The organism is Serratia sp. NFX21 (assembly GCF_048517035.1).
In the GTDB taxonomy this organism is placed as follows: Bacteria; Pseudomonadota; Gammaproteobacteria; order Enterobacterales; family Enterobacteriaceae; genus Serratia; species Serratia quinivorans.
This window is the reverse complement of record NZ_CP183196.1, coordinates 1-17175: the sequence shown is the minus strand read 5'-3', so window position 1 is coordinate 17175 and position 17175 is coordinate 1. Positions and strand designations below refer to the sequence as shown.

The 17175-nt window shown below is 52.3% G+C and carries 15 protein-coding genes, 1 tRNA gene and 3 rRNA genes; 13 read left to right on the top strand and 6 right to left on the bottom strand.

Annotation, left to right across the window (positions count from 1 at the left end):
• Positions 1-15 precede the first annotated feature (15 nt).
• The 4 genes from ACNT1W_RS00095 (at position 16) to ACNT1W_RS00080 (ending at position 2353) form a co-directional block, all read left to right on the top strand.
• On the top strand, positions 16-1005 hold the full coding sequence (locus tag ACNT1W_RS00095) for a DNA-directed RNA polymerase subunit alpha (protein ID WP_002919219.1): 990 nt from the start codon (positions 16-18) through the stop codon (positions 1003-1005).
• A 40-nt stretch (positions 1006-1045) separates the two neighbouring features.
• Positions 1046-1435, top strand: coding sequence for a 50S ribosomal protein L17 (gene rplQ, locus ACNT1W_RS00090; RefSeq protein WP_004929726.1), 390 nt, complete (start codon positions 1046-1048; stop codon positions 1433-1435).
• A gap of 195 nt (positions 1436-1630) precedes the next feature.
• Entirely contained in the window at positions 1631-2062 is a 432-nt protein-coding gene (gene zntR, locus ACNT1W_RS00085; RefSeq protein WP_012147211.1) for a Zn(2+)-responsive transcriptional regulator, read from the top strand.
• 84 nt (positions 2063-2146) lie between these two features.
• Complete coding sequence (locus tag ACNT1W_RS00080; protein ID WP_012147210.1) at positions 2147-2353, top strand: alternative ribosome-rescue factor A; 207 nt, start codon at positions 2147-2149, stop codon at positions 2351-2353.
• 57 nt (positions 2354-2410) lie between these two features.
• Here the strand turns inward: ACNT1W_RS00080 and mscL are convergent, their stop codons facing one another.
• The 5 genes from mscL to def all read right to left on the bottom strand — a co-directional run bounded on the left by mscL (position 2411) and on the right by def (position 7256).
• Entirely contained in the window at positions 2411-2827 is a 417-nt protein-coding gene (gene mscL, locus ACNT1W_RS00075) for a large-conductance mechanosensitive channel protein MscL (protein WP_012147209.1), read from the bottom strand.
• Between the two features lie 140 nt (positions 2828-2967).
• Positions 2968-4344 carry a Trk system potassium transporter TrkA gene (gene trkA / locus ACNT1W_RS00070; RefSeq protein ID WP_012147208.1) on the bottom strand — a complete coding sequence of 459 codons (1377 nt, stop codon included), beginning with the start codon at positions 4342-4344 and terminating at the stop codon, positions 2968-2970.
• Between the two features lie 77 nt (positions 4345-4421).
• Positions 4422-5711, bottom strand: coding sequence for a 16S rRNA (cytosine(967)-C(5))-methyltransferase RsmB (gene rsmB, locus ACNT1W_RS00065; RefSeq protein WP_012147207.1), 1290 nt, complete (start codon positions 5709-5711; stop codon positions 4422-4424).
• Between the two features lie 73 nt (positions 5712-5784).
• Entirely contained in the window at positions 5785-6729 is a 945-nt protein-coding gene (fmt, locus tag ACNT1W_RS00060) for a methionyl-tRNA formyltransferase (RefSeq protein ID WP_419246266.1), read from the bottom strand.
• 17 nt (positions 6730-6746) lie between these two features.
• Positions 6747-7256, bottom strand: a complete 510-nt coding sequence (gene def, locus ACNT1W_RS00055; RefSeq protein ID WP_012147205.1) for a peptide deformylase — start codon at positions 7254-7256, stop codon at positions 6747-6749.
• Between the two features lie 133 nt (positions 7257-7389).
• Between def and dprA the strand changes: the two genes are divergently transcribed.
• The 5 genes from dprA to aroE are packed head-to-tail and all read left to right on the top strand — an operon-like array spanning position 7390 to position 10934.
• Positions 7390-8511, top strand: coding sequence for a DNA-protecting protein DprA (dprA, locus tag ACNT1W_RS00050; RefSeq protein WP_012147204.1), 1122 nt, complete (start codon positions 7390-7392; stop codon positions 8509-8511).
• The gene (gene smg / locus ACNT1W_RS00045; protein WP_012147203.1) at positions 8483-8956 is read left to right on the top strand and encodes a DUF494 family protein Smg; all 474 of its coding nucleotides are present in this window, start codon (positions 8483-8485) and stop codon (positions 8954-8956) included. Before dprA ends, smg begins: the two co-directional genes overlap by 29 nt.
• 25 nt (positions 8957-8981) lie before the next feature.
• On the top strand, positions 8982-9527 hold the full coding sequence (locus tag ACNT1W_RS00040) for a type I DNA topoisomerase (RefSeq protein WP_012147202.1): 546 nt from the start codon (positions 8982-8984) through the stop codon (positions 9525-9527).
• A 7-nt stretch (positions 9528-9534) separates the two neighbouring features.
• Positions 9535-10104: an L-threonylcarbamoyladenylate synthase type 1 TsaC gene (gene tsaC / locus ACNT1W_RS00035; RefSeq protein WP_012147201.1), complete on the top strand. Its 570-nt coding sequence runs from the start codon at positions 9535-9537 to the stop codon at positions 10102-10104.
• Positions 10105-10115: 11 nt separating this feature from the next.
• Positions 10116-10934 (top strand): shikimate dehydrogenase, encoded by an 819-nt coding sequence (gene aroE / locus ACNT1W_RS00030; protein WP_012147200.1) that lies wholly within the window; start codon positions 10116-10118, stop codon positions 10932-10934.
• 37 nt (positions 10935-10971) lie between these two features.
• Here aroE and ACNT1W_RS00025 read toward each other — a convergent pair whose 3' ends face one another.
• Positions 10972-11514: a gamma carbonic anhydrase family protein gene (locus ACNT1W_RS00025; RefSeq protein ID WP_012147199.1), complete on the bottom strand. Its 543-nt coding sequence runs from the start codon at positions 11512-11514 to the stop codon at positions 10972-10974.
• Positions 11515-12050: 536 nt separating this feature from the next.
• On the opposite strand from ACNT1W_RS00025, the gene ACNT1W_RS00020 reads away from it, so the two are divergent.
• The 4 genes from ACNT1W_RS00020 (at position 12051) to rrf (ending at position 17171) form a co-directional block, all read left to right on the top strand.
• Positions 12051-13593 (top strand): 16S ribosomal RNA (locus tag ACNT1W_RS00020).
• 143 nt (positions 13594-13736) lie between these two features.
• A tRNA-Glu gene (locus tag ACNT1W_RS00015) sits at positions 13737-13812 on the top strand.
• Positions 13813-14047: 235 nt separating this feature from the next.
• Positions 14048-16957 (top strand): 23S ribosomal RNA (locus tag ACNT1W_RS00010).
• A gap of 98 nt (positions 16958-17055) precedes the next feature.
• Positions 17056-17171, top strand: a 5S ribosomal RNA gene (gene rrf, locus ACNT1W_RS00005).
• The 16S, 23S and 5S rRNA genes sit together here with 1 tRNA gene alongside, the layout of an rRNA operon.
• Positions 17172-17175: the final 4 nt, after the last annotated feature.

Here is a 17175-nt window from a genome sequence, read left to right as displayed (position 1 = left end):
CAAAGAGAGGACACAATGCAGGGTTCTGTGACAGAGTTTCTAAAACCGCGCCTGGTAGATATCGAGCAAGTCAGTTCGACGCACGCCAAGGTGACCCTTGAGCCGTTAGAGCGTGGCTTTGGCCATACTCTCGGCAATGCACTGCGCCGTATTCTGCTTTCGTCTATGCCGGGTTGCGCGGTGACCGAGGTTGAGATTGATGGTGTACTGCATGAGTACAGCACCAAAGAAGGCGTACAGGAAGATATCCTGGAGATCCTGCTCAACCTGAAAGGGCTGGCGGTGAGAGTTCAAGGGAAAGATGAAGTTATCCTTACCCTGAATAAATCTGGCATTGGCCCTGTGACCGCTGCCGACATTACCCATGATGGTGATGTCGAAATCGTCAAGCCTCAGCACGTGATCTGCCACCTGACCGATGAAAACGCTGCTATCAGCATGCGTATCAAAGTTCAACGTGGTCGTGGTTATGTGCCGGCTTCTGCCCGAATTCATTCGGAAGAAGATGAGCGCCCGATCGGTCGTCTGTTGGTTGACGCCTGCTATAGCCCTGTAGAGCGTATTGCCTACAATGTTGAAGCAGCGCGTGTAGAACAGCGTACTGACCTGGACAAGCTGGTCATCGAAATGGAAACCAATGGCACGATCGATCCTGAAGAGGCGATCCGCCGTGCGGCTACCATCCTGGCTGAACAACTTGAAGCTTTTGTTGACTTACGTGATGTTCGTCAACCAGAAGTTAAAGAAGAGAAACCAGAATTCGATCCGATTCTGCTGCGCCCTGTTGACGATCTGGAATTGACTGTCCGCTCTGCTAACTGCCTTAAGGCAGAAGCTATCCACTACATCGGTGATCTGGTACAGCGTACCGAGGTTGAGTTGCTGAAAACGCCGAACCTGGGTAAAAAATCTCTTACTGAGATTAAAGACGTGCTGGCCTCCCGTGGACTGTCACTGGGCATGCGCCTGGAAAACTGGCCACCGGCAAGCATTGCTGACGAGTAACCGGATCACAGGTTAAGGTTTTACTGAGAAGGATAAGGTCATGCGCCATCGTAAGAGTGGTCGTCAACTGAACCGTAACAGCAGCCATCGCCAGGCTATGTTCCGTAACATGGCCGGCTCTTTGGTTCGTCATGAGATCATCAAGACGACCTTGCCAAAAGCAAAAGAGCTGCGTCGCGTTGTTGAGCCGCTGATTACTCTTGCCAAGACCGACAGCGTAGCTAATCGTCGTCTGGCATTCGCCCGTACTCGTGATAACGAGATCGTGGCAAAACTGTTTAACGAGCTGGGCCCGCGTTTCGCGAGCCGTGCCGGTGGTTACACTCGCATTCTGAAGTGTGGCTTCCGCGCAGGCGACAACGCGCCGATGGCATACATCGAGCTGGTTGATCGTGCTGAGTCTCAAGCAGAAGTAGCAACTGCAGAGTAATCTGTGGACGCGTGAAAAAACCGGGCTTGCCCGGTTTTTTTACGTCTATCGTCAGCCAAACGTGCGTTCTTTCCCCGCTAGACTTAAGATCCCCGTCTCTATCCGCTATGCTAACGCTATTAACATGAGTACCGATTTCTTGCATGGTGAATATCAACGTGCACTGAGTGGAAAATTTTCACCGGAGAAAGAGTGATGCTTAAAATTGGCCAACTGGCAAAGCTTGCTGACGTGACCCCTGACACCGTGCGTTACTACGAGAAGCAGGGAATGATGGATCATAACATCCGTACCGAGGGCGGTTATCGGTTGTATAGCCAGCAAGACTTGCAGCGGCTACGTTTTATCCGTTATGCCAAACAACTCGGTTTTACATTGGAAACCATTGCTGAACTATTATCTATCCGGGTTGACCCTGTACATCATACCTGTCGGGAGTCGAAGTCGATCGTCGATGCACGGCTCAGTGAAGTAGAGAATAAGCTTAAAGAGCTGACCCGGATGCGTGAGTCGCTAAAGCGCCTCAGCGATGCTTGCTGCGGTAGCGCGCATACCAGCAATTATTGCTCGATTTTGGAAGCGCTAGAACAGGGTGCCAGTGATGAAAAGGCAAAAAAAGATGCCTGAAAGGGCTGGCGGCTCTTTAATTTTTACACGGGCAGCAGTATTATCGCCGTGATTTATATCCATACATAAACAAGGAGAATTACCATGACTAAATACCGTCATACCAAAGGCCAGATACAGGACAATGCCATTGAGGCACTGTTGCACGATCCGTTATTCCGCCAAAGGATTGAGAAAAATACCAAAGGGAAAGGCAGCTACCGGCGTAAAGACAAACACGCAAAAGGCGGTAACTGGGAGGCCAGTGGTAAACTATCAAAGGATAATTTACCACTGGCCTTCTGGTTTTAAGGCATTAAAAAAGCCATCTGAATAAGATGGCTTTTTAGTAATCCCAGATAAACTATTTTATAGTTTTGGCTGTTGCTGTTGGCTCAGTAAATCGCGAATTTCAGTCAGCAATTTTTCTTCTGCAGTTGGCGCAGGCGGCGCTGCCGGCGCTTCTTCCTGTTTACGGCGTACTTTATTCATTAATTTAATTGCCAGGAAAATAGCGAAGGCAACAATCACGAAATCGAAAATGGTTTGGATGAATGAACCGTAGTTCATCACTACTGCAGGAACCGCGCCTTGAGCTTCGCGCAATACCAGGTGGAATTGTTTGAAATCAACACCACCGATCAGCAAGCCTAGCGGTGGCATGATGATATCTGCAACGAAAGACGATACGATCTTACCAAACGCCGCACCAATAATTACACCCACTGCCAAATCAACCACGTTGCCACGCATGGCAAATTCGCGGAACTCTTTCATCATACTCATAGAACGCACCCCTTGCAGAATTTAATAACTCAAGTTTAACAAAGCAATTTCCCTTTGCCACAAAAGGAGCGAAAAGTTTTATCTCTTTCTATGGCAGAGAACAACCTCGCAATTATAGACCATTCATTACTACATTTGTTCTACAGGAAGAAAGGACTTGGCTGGAACAGCCGCTCAACGTCAGGAACGAACTTTTTATCGGTTATAAACATAATGACGTGATCGCCCTGTTCGATTTTGCTGTTACCGTTGGCAATAATAACGTCATCACCGCGCACAATGGCGCCAATAGTAGTACCTGGCGGCAATTTAATATTTTCAACGGTGCGGCCGACCACTTTTGAAGTACTTTCGTCGCCGTGCGCAATGGCTTCGATGGCTTCCGCGACGCCGCGACGGAGTGAGGAAACGCTGACGATATCTGCTTTCCGCACGTGGCCCAACAGCGCTGAAATGGTGGCTTGTTGTGGAGAAATTGCAATGTCGATGACGCTGCCTTGTACCAGGTCAACATAGGCACGACGCTGAATCAGCACCATTACCTTTTTGGCCCCCATACGTTTGGCGAGCATGGCGGACATGATATTTGCTTCGTCATCGTTGGTGATGGCGATAAAAACATCCACCTGATCAACATGTTCTTCTGCCAGCAGCTCCTGGTCAGAAGCATCACCATAAAATACGATGGTGTCATGCAGTTGTTCGGCCAGCTCTGCGGCACGTTGCTGATTACGTTCAATCAGCTTCACGTTGTAAGATTTCTCCAACCTTTGCGCCAGGCCTGCGCCGACGTTGCCACCGCCAACAATCATGATGCGTTTATAGGGCTTTTCCAGTCGTTGCAACTCACTCATTACCGCACGGATATGCTGTGATGCAGCTACAAAGAACACTTCATCGCCAGCCTCGATAATGGTGGAGCCCTGCGGACGAATCGGTCGATCCTGACGGAAGATAGCGGCGACGCGAGTATCAATATGCGGCATATGCTCGCGCATTGAAGACAAGGCATTACCCACCAACGGCCCACCGTAGTAGGCTTTTACCGCGGCAATGCTGACCTTGCCCTCTGCAAAGTTGACCACCTGCAGCGCACCCGGATACTCAATCAATTTATAGATGTAGTCGATAACCAGCTGTTCTGGTGAGATCAGGTGGTCGATGGGTACCGCTTCAGGGTGAAACAGCTTCTCTGACTCGCGGATATATTCTGGCGCACGGATACGGGCGATTCGGTTAGGTGTATTAAACAGTGAGTAGGCAATCTGACAGGCAATCATGTTGGTTTCGTCCGAATTAGTGACGGCAACCAGCATATCGGCATCTTCCGCCCCCGCTTCCCGGAGTACACGTGGATGAGAGCCGTAGCCCTGAACGACCCGCAGGTCGAACTTATCCTGTAACTGACGCAGGCGGCCGGAATCGGTATCCACGACGGTAATATCGTTATTTTCACCCACCAGGTTTTCTGCCAGTGTCCCGCCAACCTGACCCGCGCCAAGAATAATTATTTTCATTCGCTTCTCTGCTTCACACTGAAACCGCTGAAGATTATCTGAAAGGGCGCAACAGCCGCGCCCAGAGTACTGAACAGCTACATTTTAATCAGCTTAGCGTAAAAGAAGCCATCCCCATCCTCTGGATGCGGAAGATTCTGTCGGCCAGGCTGCTGCTGGTTGCCGGTCTCAACCAGACGGGCATCGGCATGACGCTGGAGGAAGGCGCTAACCTGCTCAGCATTTTCTGCCGGCAAGATGGAGCAGGTGGCATACACCATCACTCCTCCGCTTTTGAGATGCGGCCAGATGGCCTCAATAATCTCGGCCTGCAGTGCGGCCAGTTCAGCGATATCACTGTCGCGTCGCAACCATTTAATATCTGGGTGACGGCGGATCACACCGGTGGCAGAGCAAGGAGCATCCAGCAAAATGCGATCGAATTGCTTGTCGCCGCACCATTGTTGCGGAGTGCGGCCATCGCCTTGCTTTACTTCGGCGTGTAAACGCAGACGTTGCAGGTTTTCTTTGACCCGCTTCAGGCGCTGTTCATCGATATCGACGGCCATCACATGGGCTTTGGGTGCCGCCTCTAAAATATGGGTAGTTTTTCCACCGGGAGCCGCACACAAATCGAGGATCTGTTCCCCGTCTTGCGGATCCAGCAGATCGACACAGCCCTGCGCGGAGGCATCCTGCACGGTGACCCAGCCGTCGGCAAAGCCTGGCAGGTCGGTAACGGCGCAGGGTGCCAGCAAACGTACCGCATCGCGATATTCGGCATGAGGTTCCGCGGCAATGCCCGCCTGTTCCATCAACTGCAAGTAGTCTTCGCGAGTATGATGCAAACGGTTGACGCGCAGCCACATTGGCGGCTTCTGATTATTGGCATCGATGATCTGCTCCCACTGTGCGGGATAGGCCTGCTGGATACGTTTCAACAGCCAGCTCGGGTGCAGATAGCGGCTGTCATTATTGGCAGCACGTTGCAGTAATTCTTCTTGCTGGCGTTGGAACTGGCGCAATACGCCGTTGATCAGGCCCTTAAGCTGCGGGCGTTTCAGCGCTACTGCGCCTTCTACGGTTTCCGCCAGCACCGCATGAGCGGGGATACGGGTATACAGCAGTTGGTATAAGCCGACCATCAACAAATAGTGCAGCGTGCGCTGCTTGCCGGTCATTGGCTTGGCCATTAATTGTTGAATACACCATTCCAACTGTGGCAGGACGCGCAGGGTGCCAAAGCACAGTTCCTGCAGCAGAGCACGATCCTTGTCAGAAATGGTTTTTTGCAGTGACGGCAGGACAGTACTGAGTGACTGGCCCTGATCCAACACCTGACCGATGGCAATGGCTGCGATGCTGCGGAGATTGTAATTGTTTTTCATAGGCTAAAGCTGATAACGATCGGCATTAAGAAAGAAACAGCCCGGCGATTATTGGCCGGGCAGTGGGGGCGGTTTATAACCGGTTGCCCGGCGTAAACCATTCACGACGTGAGTTCAGCAAATCCTGAGCAGACATGGGTTTTTTGCCTGCCGGCTGCAGTTGAGTCAGGTTAAGAATACCCTCGGCGGTCGCCACCTGAATACCGTGCTTGTCGGCATGGATGATGGTGCCAGGTTCTGCATCCGCGTTTTGTGCCAGAACCGTTGCCTGCCACACTTTCACCGGTTGATCGTCAATGGTGAAGTAACTGACTGGCCACGGGTTAAAGGCACGAACGCAGCGTTCAAGCTGCACGGCGGGCAGGTTCCAGTCCAGGCGGGCTTCTTCTTTGCTGAGCTTTTCGGCATAGGTGACCAGCGATTCATCCTGCACTTCACGTTTCGCCGTACCTGCAGCCATCTGCTGCAACGTGGTCAGCATGCCCTGCGGGCCGAGCTGCGCCAGTTTATCGTACAGGCTGGCGCTGGTGTCATCGGCTTCGATCGGGCAGGCAATCTTGTGCATCATATCGCCGGTGTCCAAACCCACGTCCATCTGCATGATGGTAACGCCGGTTTCATGATCGCCGGCCCACAGTGAACGTTGGATCGGTGCGGCTCCACGCCAGCGAGGCAGCAGTGAACCATGGACGTTAATGCAACCGAGTCGCGGCATATCCAACACCGCTTTGGGTAGAATCAGACCGTAAGCCACGACCACCATGACATCGGCGTTGAGATCGGCAACCAGGTGCTGATTCTCTTCCGGGCGCAGTGATTTGGGCTGAAACACCGGTAAATGGTGCTGCTCGGCCAGAACCTTGACTGGGCTGGGCGTCAGCCTATTGCCGCGACCCGCAGGGCGGTCGGGTTGAGTGAAAACCCCGACAATCTGGTGCCCAGATGACAACAGCGCGTCAAGATGACGCGCTGCGAAGTCTGGAGTTCCGGCGAAAATAATCCGTAAAGAGTCAGACACGTTGATTTCCTGATCGGTTAGGCGCGGGCGTTAAGCTTGGCCATTTTTTCCAGTTTCTGACGGATACGCTGGCGCTTGAGTGGCGACAGGTAATCGACGAACAGCTTGCCTACCAGGTGGTCCATCTCGTGCTGGATACAGATGGCCAACAGGTCGTCGGCTTCCAGCTCAAAAGGTTTGCCGTCACGGTCCAGCGCTCTGATTTTCACAGCAGCGGCACGCGGGACTAAAGCTCGTTGTTCAGGAATGGAAAGGCAGCCTTCCTCAATCCCGGTTTCACCGCTTTTTTCCAGCAGTTCCGGGTTGATCAGCACCAGGCGCTGATCGCGGTTCTCAGAAACGTCAATGACGATAATGCGCTGATGGATATCCACCTGTGTCGCAGCCAGGCCAATGCCTTCCTCTGCGTACATGGTTTCAAACATATCATCCACGATGCGCTGGATATTCGCATTGACTTCTTTTACCGGGGCCGCGACTTTGCGCAGCCGGTCATCTGGGTAATGTAATACCTGCAATACTGACATATATCTTGAGATCTGTATCCGAGTGATAAACGAGGTTTAGCTTCTATTCTAGACATTTCCCAGCCTGATTGACAGCATTGCGCACCAATTGCTCGAATTGGTAATACCACCATTTTCTGCGAGGGAACAGGCGATGCAGGCACAGGAAATCGGCTTACGGATGCGTGGGGTCACCGGGCTGGGGGCGGCTCAGGCCAGCCAGATAATACGGCAGATGGTGGCGACTGGAGGAGAGCCTTATCTCCTGTTTCGGGAATTGGGGTTGAATGAGCGACAGCAGGCCCAGTTTCGTCAGGCCGATCCGCGCTATCTGGCGGCTACGCTTGCCTGGTTGGAACAGCCCGGCAACTTGATGTGGGTCTACGGTGAGGTTGGTTACCCAGAACTATTGCTCCCTATCGATGATGCTCCGCTGTTGCTGCTGGTAAAGGGGAATCCGGCTGCTGCGCAGCAGCCGCAAATCGCCATGGTAGGTAGCCGTCAGTTTAGTCATTACGGTGAACACTGGGCCAATTACTTTGCCACCGGATTAGTGCACTGCGGGTTTACCATCACCAGTGGTCTGGCGCTTGGAATTGACAGTATTTGCCACCGTGCGGCGCTGGCGGCGGAAGGAGGAACGGTAGCCGTATTAGGCAGCGGCTTGGACAACATCTATCCGCGCCGACATCGCCGCCTGGCAGAACGAATTGTTGAGAACGGTGGGGCGTTGATCTCTGAATATCTGGTCACCGATCTGCCGATGCCCGACCATTTTCCTCGTCGTAACCGTATCATTAGTGGGTTGAGTCTGGGTGTGGTGGTGATTGAAGCCTCTTTGCGTAGTGGAACGCTGATTACCGCACGTTATGCGCTGGAGCAGGGGCGTGAAGTGTTCGCTTTACCTGGGGCGCTGGGCAACCCGATGAGCGAGGGCACGCATTGGTTGATCCAACAGGGAGCCTATCTGGTTACCGGCCCGAAAGAGATCGCTGAACAACTGGGAAGTGGGCTGCATTGGCTGTCACTGAACGAAAATACAACTATTTGTGCGTCAGAGGCCGAAGTTGAATTGCCATTTGCCGATGTGTTGGCTAACGTAGGAGATGAGGTGACACCTGTTGACGTCGTCGCTGAACGTGCCGGCCAACCTGTGCCAGAGGTGGTAATCAAATTACTCGATCTGGAGTTAGCAGGGTGGATCGCAGCTGTACCCGGCGGCTATGTCCGAATAAGGAGGGCAGGCCATGTTCGACGTACTGATGTACTTGTTTGAAACTTATATCCACAATGAACCAGAGATGCGCGTCGATCAGGATCAACTGACTGATGATCTCGCTCAGGCGGGGTTTCATCGGGATGATATCTACAACGCGTTGAATTGGCTTGAAAAACTCGCTGACCTGCAGGAAGGCGAAAATGCGCCGTATTTTATGGATGCCGATCCGCTGGCAATGCGGATTTACACCGAAGAAGAAGGCGTGCGTTTGGATGCCAGTTGCCGTGGTTTCCTCCTGTTCCTGGAGCAGATTCAGGTATTGAACCTCGAAACCCGTGAAATGGTTATCGATCGTGTTATGGCTTTGGATAACACGGAATTCGATCTCGAAGATCTGAAATGGGTGGTGCTGATGGTGCTGTTTAATATTCCCGGATATGAAAGTGCCTATCAGCAAATGGAAGAACTGTTGTTTGAAGTAAACGAAGGTTATCTGCACTGAGCCGATAACATGCATAGAAGAAGTTATGACAAAAGCCGCGATTTTTGCCGCCAGGCAAAATGAACCCTGTCCGGAATGCGGGGCCGAGCTGGTGATCCGCAGTGGTCGCCACGGCCCCTTCCTCGGCTGTACCCGTTACCCTGAATGCCAACATATCCGGCCGCTGAAAGCGCAGGCCGATGGCCATATCGTCAAAATGCTGGATGGACAGGAATGTCCAAAATGCCAGGCGACGCTGGCCTTGCGCCAGGGACGTTACGGCATGTTTATCGCTTGCAGTAACTACCCGGAGTGCGACCACACCGAGGTTATCGATAAACCTGACGAAACCAGTATCAGCTGTCCGCAGTGCGAACAGGGCAAATTGCTGCAGCGGAAATCGCGCTATGGCAAGGTGTTCCACTCCTGCGATCGCTACCCGGAATGCCAGTTTGTTCTCAATTTTAAACCCGTTGCCGGTGAGTGTGAGTACTGCCACTATCCGTTGCTGATGGAAAAGCGCACGGCGAAAGGTCCAACCCTTTGCTGTGCCAGTAAACTTTGCGGGAAACCCGTAGTAACCACAGAATAATGACATCATGAGCTCAGAATCCACAGCCATCTTCACGCCAATTATTGACGCACTGCATAATCAACAGGTCATTGCCTATCCGACCGAGGCGGTGTTTGGCCTGGGTTGCGATCCCGACAGCGAGCAGGCGGTTAATGCCTTATTGGCACTGAAACAGCGCCCATGGGAAAAAGGATTGATCCTGATTGCAGCGGATTACGCACAGTTAACACCTTATATAGATGACACCGCGTTGAACGAACAGCAACGCGCTACGATGTTTGCCAGCTGGCCGGGGCCGGTGACCTGGGTGATCCCTGCCCGGTCGGAAACCTCGCGTTTGCTGACCGGCCGTTTCAATTCGTTGGCTGTACGTGTTAGCGATCATCCGTTGGTACAGCAACTTTGTCGGCAGTTTGGCAAACCGCTGGTATCGACCAGCGCCAACCTCAGCGGGCAGGAACCTTGCCGTAGTGCCGATGAAGTACAGCAGCAGTTTGGTGCCGCTTTCCCGCTGCTGGCCGGCAGCGTCGGTGGCCGTCTTAACCCTTCCGAAATCAGAGATGTCCTGACCGGTGAGCAGATCCGTCAAGGCTAGAGGCAACGTGCATGGAGAAGTTTGCAGTATTCGGTAATCCTATCGGCCACAGCAAGTCACCGCGTATTCATGCGCTATTTGCCGCGCAAACAGGGATAGAACATCCCTATGGCACTGTGCTGGCACCACTGGATGGTTTCGAAACCACTTTGCAGACGTTTATTCAGGCGGGTGGCAAGGGAGCGAACGTCACGGTGCCTTTTAAAGAAAATGCTTATGAAGCGGCGACCGAACTGAGTCAACGAGCCTCGCTGGCCGGTGCGGTAAATACCTTGAAGATACTGCCAGACGGTGGGTTACTGGGTGACAACACTGACGGGATCGGCCTGCTGACCGATCTTGAACGTCAGGGGTTGATCCAACCCAAGGATCGTATCCTGTTGGTGGGGGCTGGTGGCGCGGCACGTGGCGCGATCTTGCCGCTACTGTCTTTTGGTTGTGAAGTGGTGATCACCAACCGTACTTTTAGCCGTGCGCAGACATTGGCGCAGGTGTTCCAGCATCTGGGTGAAATATCCGCGTTACCCCTGGATCAACTTGATCAACAGCGGTTTGATTTAGTGATTAACGCTACGGCATCCGGTATCAGCGGTGACATCCCGGCGCTACCGGTTGGTACGGTCAATGGCCATACGCGTTGTTATGACATGTTTTATCAGCAGGGATTAACTCCGTTTCTGGCCTGGGCGCAGCAACAGGGTGCCACAGAATATGCCGACGGTTTAGGGATGCTGGTGGGGCAGGCCGCGCATGCGTTCCTGCTGTGGCATGGTGTGATGCCGGAGATCGAACCGGTATTGCGCCAGCTGCGTCACGAACTGGCAGTGTAACTCTGAGCCCGTTCCCCTGAGCGGGAACGGGCGCCTGTCAGATATCCTCTGACAAATATTCGTCTTTCCAACGTACATAGTTAGTAGAAGAGTAAAGCAACCCTTCCCGTTCCGCAGCGGTCAATGGGCGAACCTGGCGTGCCGGGCTGCCCATATAGAGATAGCCGCTCTCCAGGCGTTTACCCGGTGCAACCAGGCTGCCGGCACCAATCATCACATCATCTTCTATTACTGCACCATCCAACAGGATCGATCCCATACCTACCAGCACCCGATTGCCAATCGCGCAGCCATGCAACATGGCCTTGTGCCCAACAGTAACGTCTTCACCGATCAATAATGGGTAACCCTCAGGGTTATATTCAGACTTATGGGTTACGTGTAACACGCTGCCATCCTGAATATTGCTGCGTGCACCGATTTTTACTGCGTTCACATCTCCGCGGATAGCAACCAACGGCCAGATACTGACGTCATCGGCCAGCTCAACGTTACCGATCACCACACTGGAAGGGTCGATCATGACGCGCAGGCCCAGTTTAGGAGAGTAATGAAGATAAGAACGTACTGCATCAGACATGGTAATAGGCTCGCATCGGGATCATATTTACCGGCAATACTAGACGTTGGTGGTGGAATTACAACCAACTGAAGTGATGGATCCTGCGGAAAACGGCCCTGATCGCGCAAGATCCACCCGAAAGGGCCGAAAAGTGTGCAAACAGTAAGAAAAGATCAAAAAAGGGGTTGTGCAAAAAACTCGGTTCCCTATAATGCGCCTCCATCGACACGGCGCAAGTGATTCACTTCACATAGCGGCCGGGAAGAAAGAGAAAAAATCCTGAAAATTAGGGGTTGACTCTGAAAGAGGAAAGCGTAATATACGCCACCTCGAGATAGCAAGCTACGGCGGCTAACTCACTGCTCTTTAACAATTTATCAGACAATCTGTGTGGGCACTCCACAAGACGATATCCAGAACCTTCGGGTTCGAAAAAATATCAAGTCTTGAAGAGTGACCAAGCAATAAGTTGTTTCGTTGGCTTGTCCAACTGAATGACTATTACGAAAGTTATTTTCGAGCATCGCTTCACGAGTTGAAGCAAATCAAGCTTTTAATTGAAGAGTTTGATCATGGCTCAGATTGAACGCTGGCGGCAGGCCTAACACATGCAAGTCGAGCGGTAGCACAAGAGAGCTTGCTCTCTGGGTGACGAGCGGCGGACGGGTGAGTAATGTCTGGGAAACTGCCTGATGGAGGGGGATAACTACTGGAAACGGTAGCTAATACCGCATAACGTCTTCGGACCAAAGTGGGGGACCTTCGGGCCTCACGCCATCAGATGTGCCCAGATGGGATTAGCTAGTAGGTGGGGTAATGGCTCACCTAGGCGACGATCCCTAGCTGGTCTGAGAGGATGACCAGCCACACTGGAACTGAGACACGGTCCAGACTCCTACGGGAGGCAGCAGTGGGGAATATTGCACAATGGGCGCAAGCCTGATGCAGCCATGCCGCGTGTGTGAAGAAGGCCTTCGGGTTGTAAAGCACTTTCAGCGAGGAGGAAGGGTAGTGTGTTAATAGCACATTGCATTGACGTTACTCGCAGAAGAAGCACCGGCTAACTCCGTGCCAGCAGCCGCGGTAATACGGAGGGTGCAAGCGTTAATCGGAATTACTGGGCGTAAAGCGCACGCAGGCGGTTTGTTAAGTCAGATGTGAAATCCCCGCGCTTAACGTGGGAACTGCATTTGAAACTGGCAAGCTAGAGTCTTGTAGAGGGGGGTAGAATTCCAGGTGTAGCGGTGAAATGCGTAGAGATCTGGAGGAATACCGGTGGCGAAGGCGGCCCCCTGGACAAAGACTGACGCTCAGGTGCGAAAGCGTGGGGAGCAAACAGGATTAGATACCCTGGTAGTCCACGCTGTAAACGATGTCGACTTGGAGGTTGTGCCCTTGAGGCGTGGCTTCCGGAGCTAACGCGTTAAGTCGACCGCCTGGGGAGTACGGCCGCAAGGTTAAAACTCAAATGAATTGACGGGGGCCCGCACAAGCGGTGGAGCATGTGGTTTAATTCGATGCAACGCGAAGAACCTTACCTACTCTTGACATCCAGAGAATTCGCTAGAGATAGCTTAGTGCCTTCGGGAACTCTGAGACAGGTGCTGCATGGCTGTCGTCAGCTCGTGTTGTGAAATGTTGGGTTAAGTCCCGCAACGAGCGCAACCCTTATCCTTTGTTGCCAGCACGTAATGGTGGGAACTCAAAGGAGACTGCCGGTGATAAACCGGAGGAAGGTGGGGATGACGTCAAGTCATCATGGCCCTTACGAGTAGGGCTACACACGTGCTACAATGGCGTATACAAAGAGAAGCGAACTCGCGAGAGCCAGCGGACCTCATAAAGTACGTCGTAGTCCGGATCGGAGTCTGCAACTCGACTCCGTGAAGTCGGAATCGCTAGTAATCGTAGATCAGAATGCTACGGTGAATACGTTCCCGGGCCTTGTACACACCGCCCGTCACACCATGGGAGTGGGTTGCAAAAGAAGTAGGTAGCTTAACCTTCGGGAGGGCGCTTACCACTTTGTGATTCATGACTGGGGTGAAGTCGTAACAAGGTAACCGTAGGGGAACCTGCGGTTGGATCACCTCCTTACCTAATGATATTGATTGCGTGAAGTGCTCACACAGATTGTCTGATGAAAAAGTAATGAGCAAAAGCGCTACCTGTTGATGTAATGAGTCTCTGACTCATGCTGATACGAACCGATTAAGACGTGAGTCTAATCGGAATTTCGTGTCCCCATCGTCTAGAGGCCTAGGACACTGCCCTTTCACGGCTGTAACAGGGGTTCGAATCCCCTTGGGGACGCCATTCCGATAATGAGTGAAAGACATTATCACCGGTGCTTGCTGCACCGAAAACATCTTAAAGATGACTTTAACGAGTCGTGTTTAAGATATTGCTCTTTAACAATCTGGAACAAGCTGAAAATTGAAACATGACAGCTGAAACTTACTCCTCCGTAGAAGTATTGGAGTAAGGAGTACCCTGTCATAGAGTCTCTCAAATGTAGCAGCATGAAAGTGGAAACACTTTTGGGTTGTGAGGTTAAGTGACTAAGCGTACACGGTGGATGCCTAGGCAGTCAGAGGCGATGAAGGGCGTGTTAATCTGCGATAAGCGTCGGTAAGGTGATATAAACCGTTATAACCGGCGATACCCGAATGGGGAAACCCAGTGCAATTCGTTGCACTATCATACGATGAATACATAGTCGTATGAGGCGAACCGGGGGAACTGAAACATCTAAGTACCCCGAGGAAAAGAAATCAACCGAGATTCCCCCAGTAGCGGCGAGCGAACGGGGAGGAGCCCAGAACCTGAATCAGTTCTTGTGTTAGTGGAAGCGTCTGGAAAGTCGCACAGTAAAGGGTGATAGTCCCGTACACTAAAATGCATTAATTGTGAGTTCGATGAGTAGGGCGGGACACGTGACATCCTGTCTGAATATGGGGGGACCATCCTCCAAGGCTAAATACTCCTGACTGACCGATAGTGAACCAGTACCGTGAGGGAAAGGCGAAAAGAACCCCGGCGAGGGGAGTGAAATAGAACCTGAAACCGTGTACGTACAAGCAGTGGGAGCCTACTTTGTTGGGTGACTGCGTACCTTTTGTATAATGGGTCAGCGACTTATATTTTGTAGCAAGGTTAACCGTATAGGGGAGCCGTAGGGAAACCGAGTCTTAACTGGGCGAATAGTTGCAAGGTATAGACCCGAAACCCGGTGATCTAGCCATGGGCAGGTTGAAGGTTGGGTAACACTAACTGGAGGACCGAACCGACTAATGTTGAAAAATTAGCGGATGACTTGTGGCTGGGGGTGAAAGGCCAATCAAACCGGGAGATAGCTGGTTCTCCCCGAAAGCTATTTAGGTAGCGCCTCGTGAACTCATCTTCGGGGGTAGAGCACTGTTTCGGCTAGGGGGCCATCCCGGCTTACCAAACCGATGCAAACTCCGAATACCGAAGAATGTTATCACGGGAGACACACGGCGGGTGCTAACGTCCGTCGTGAAGAGGGAAACAACCCAGACCGCCAGCTAAGGTCCCAAAGTCATGGTTAAGTGGGAAACGATGTGGGAAGGCATAGACAGCCAGGATGTTGGCTTAGAAGCAGCCATCATTTAAAGAAAGCGTAATAGCTCACTGGTCGAGTCGGCCTGCGCGGAAGATGTAACGGGGCTAAACCATGCACCGAAGCTGCGGCAGCGACGCTTAGGCGTTGTTGGGTAGGGGAGCGTTCTGTAAGCCGTTGAAGGTGGTCTGTGAGGATTGCTGGAGGTATCAGAAGTGCGAATGCTGACATAAGTAACGATAAAGCGGGTGAAAAACCCGCTCGCCGGAAGACCAAGGGTTCCTGTCCAACGTTAATCGGGGCAGGGTGAGTCGACCCCTAAGGCGAGGCCGAAAGGCGTAGTCGATGGGAAACAGGTTAATATTCCTGTACTCGGTGTTACTGCGAAGGGGGGACGGAGAAGGCTAGGCTAGCCGGGCGACGGTTGTCCCGGTTTAAGCGTGTAGGGGGAGTGACCTGGTAAATCCGGTGACTTATCTAACCCTGAGGCGTGATGACGATGCACTACGGTGCAGAAGTAGTTGATGCCAAGCTTCCAGGAAAAGCCTCTAAGCATCAGGTAACACAGAATCGTACCCCAAACCGACACAGGTGGTCAGGTAGAGAATACCAAGGCGCTTGAGAGAACTCGGGTGAAGGAACTAGGCAAAATGGTGCCGTAACTTCGGGAGAAGGCACGCTGGCGCGTAGGTGAAGAGACTTGCTCTCGGAGCCGAAGCCAGTCGCAGATACCAGCTGGCTGCAACTGTTTAATAAAAACACAGCACTGTGCAAACACGAAAGTGGACGTATACGGTGTGACGCCTGCCCGGTGCTGGAAGGTTAATTGATGGGGTCAGCCGCAAGGCGAAGCTCTTGATCGAAGCCCCAGTAAACGGCGGCCGTAACTATAACGGTCCTAAGGTAGCGAAATTCCTTGTCGGGTAAGTTCCGACCTGCACGAATGGCGTAATGATGGCCAGGCTGTCTCCACCCGAGACTCAGTGAAATTGAACTCGCTGTGAAGATGCAGTGTACCCGCGGCAAGACGGAAAGACCCCGTGAACCTTTACTATAGCTTGACACTGAACATTGAGCCTTGATGTGTAGGATAGGTGGGAGGCTTTGAAGCGTGGACGCCAGTCTGCGTGGAGCCAACCTTGAAATACCACCCTTTAATGTTTGATGTTCTAACTCGGCCCCATAATCTGGGGTGAGGACAGTGTCTGGTGGGTAGTTTGACTGGGGCGGTCTCCTCCCAAAGAGTAACGGAGGAGCACGAAGGTTAGCTAATCACGGTCGGACATCGTGAGGTTAGTGCAAAGGCATAAGCTAGCTTGACTGCGAGAGTGACGGCTCGAGCAGGTACGAAAGTAGGTCTTAGTGATCCGGTGGTTCTGAATGGAAGGGCCATCGCTCAACGGATAAAAGGTACTCCGGGGATAACAGGCTGATACCGCCCAAGAGTTCATATCGACGGCGGTGTTTGGCACCTCGATGTCGGCTCATCACATCCTGGGGCTGAAGTAGGTCCCAAGGGTATGGCTGTTCGCCATTTAAAGTGGTACGCGAGCTGGGTTTAGAACGTCGTGAGACAGTTCGGTCCCTATCTGCCGTGGGCGTTGGAAGATTGAGAGGGGTTGCTCCTAGTACGAGAGGACCGGAGTGAACGCACCACTGGTGTTCGGGTTGTCATGCCAATGGCATTGCCCGGTAGCTAAGTGCGGAAAAGATAAGCGCTGAAAGCATCTAAGCGCGAAACTTGCCTCGAGATGAGTCTTCCCTGGGAACTTGATTCCCCTGAAGGAACGTTTAAGACTAAGACGTTGATAGGCTGGGTGTGTAAGTGCAGCGATGCATTGAGCTAACCAGTACTAATGATCCGTGAGACTTAACCTTACAACACCAAAAGTGTTTTGATTTGAGAGATTTTCAGCGAGTTCCGAGATTGGTTCTGGTGGTCATGAAAATGACGGCCAAGAATGAAACAGAATTTGCCTGGCGGCAATAGCGCGGTGGTCCCACCTGATCCCATGCCGAACTCAGAAGTGAAACGCCGTAGCGCCGATGGTAGTGTGGGGTCTCCCCATGCGAGAGTAGGACACTGCCAGGCATCA

Excerpts from the sequence above, each read along its gene's own strand:
- ACNT1W_RS00025 (WP_012147199.1), bottom strand. The coding sequence starts at position 11,514 with ATGTCTGATGCAGTACGTTCTTATCTTCATTACTCTCCTAAACTGGGC.
- def (WP_012147205.1), bottom strand. The coding sequence starts at position 7,256 with ATGTCAGTATTGCAGGTATTACATTACCCAGATGACCGGCTGCGCAAA.
- ACNT1W_RS00080 (WP_012147210.1), top strand. The coding sequence starts at position 2,147 with ATGACTAAATACCGTCATACCAAAGGCCAGATACAGGACAATGCCATT.
- smg (WP_012147203.1), top strand. The coding sequence starts at position 8,483 with ATGTTCGACGTACTGATGTACTTGTTTGAAACTTATATCCACAATGAA.
- mscL (WP_012147209.1), bottom strand. The coding sequence starts at position 2,827 with ATGAGTATGATGAAAGAGTTCCGCGAATTTGCCATGCGTGGCAACGTG.
- ACNT1W_RS00095 (WP_002919219.1), top strand. The coding sequence starts at position 16 with ATGCAGGGTTCTGTGACAGAGTTTCTAAAACCGCGCCTGGTAGATATC.
- zntR (WP_012147211.1), top strand. The coding sequence starts at position 1,631 with ATGCTTAAAATTGGCCAACTGGCAAAGCTTGCTGACGTGACCCCTGAC.
- ACNT1W_RS00040 (WP_012147202.1), top strand. The coding sequence starts at position 8,982 with ATGACAAAAGCCGCGATTTTTGCCGCCAGGCAAAATGAACCCTGTCCG.
- trkA (WP_012147208.1), bottom strand. The coding sequence starts at position 4,344 with ATGAAAATAATTATTCTTGGCGCGGGTCAGGTTGGCGGGACACTGGCA.
- aroE (WP_012147200.1), top strand. The coding sequence starts at position 10,116 with ATGGAGAAGTTTGCAGTATTCGGTAATCCTATCGGCCACAGCAAGTCA.
- rsmB (WP_012147207.1), bottom strand. The coding sequence starts at position 5,711 with ATGAAAAACAATTACAATCTCCGCAGCATCGCAGCCATTGCCATCGGT.
- rplQ (WP_004929726.1), top strand. The coding sequence starts at position 1,046 with ATGCGCCATCGTAAGAGTGGTCGTCAACTGAACCGTAACAGCAGCCAT.
- dprA (WP_012147204.1), top strand. The coding sequence starts at position 7,390 with ATGCAGGCACAGGAAATCGGCTTACGGATGCGTGGGGTCACCGGGCTG.
- tsaC (WP_012147201.1), top strand. The coding sequence starts at position 9,535 with ATGAGCTCAGAATCCACAGCCATCTTCACGCCAATTATTGACGCACTG.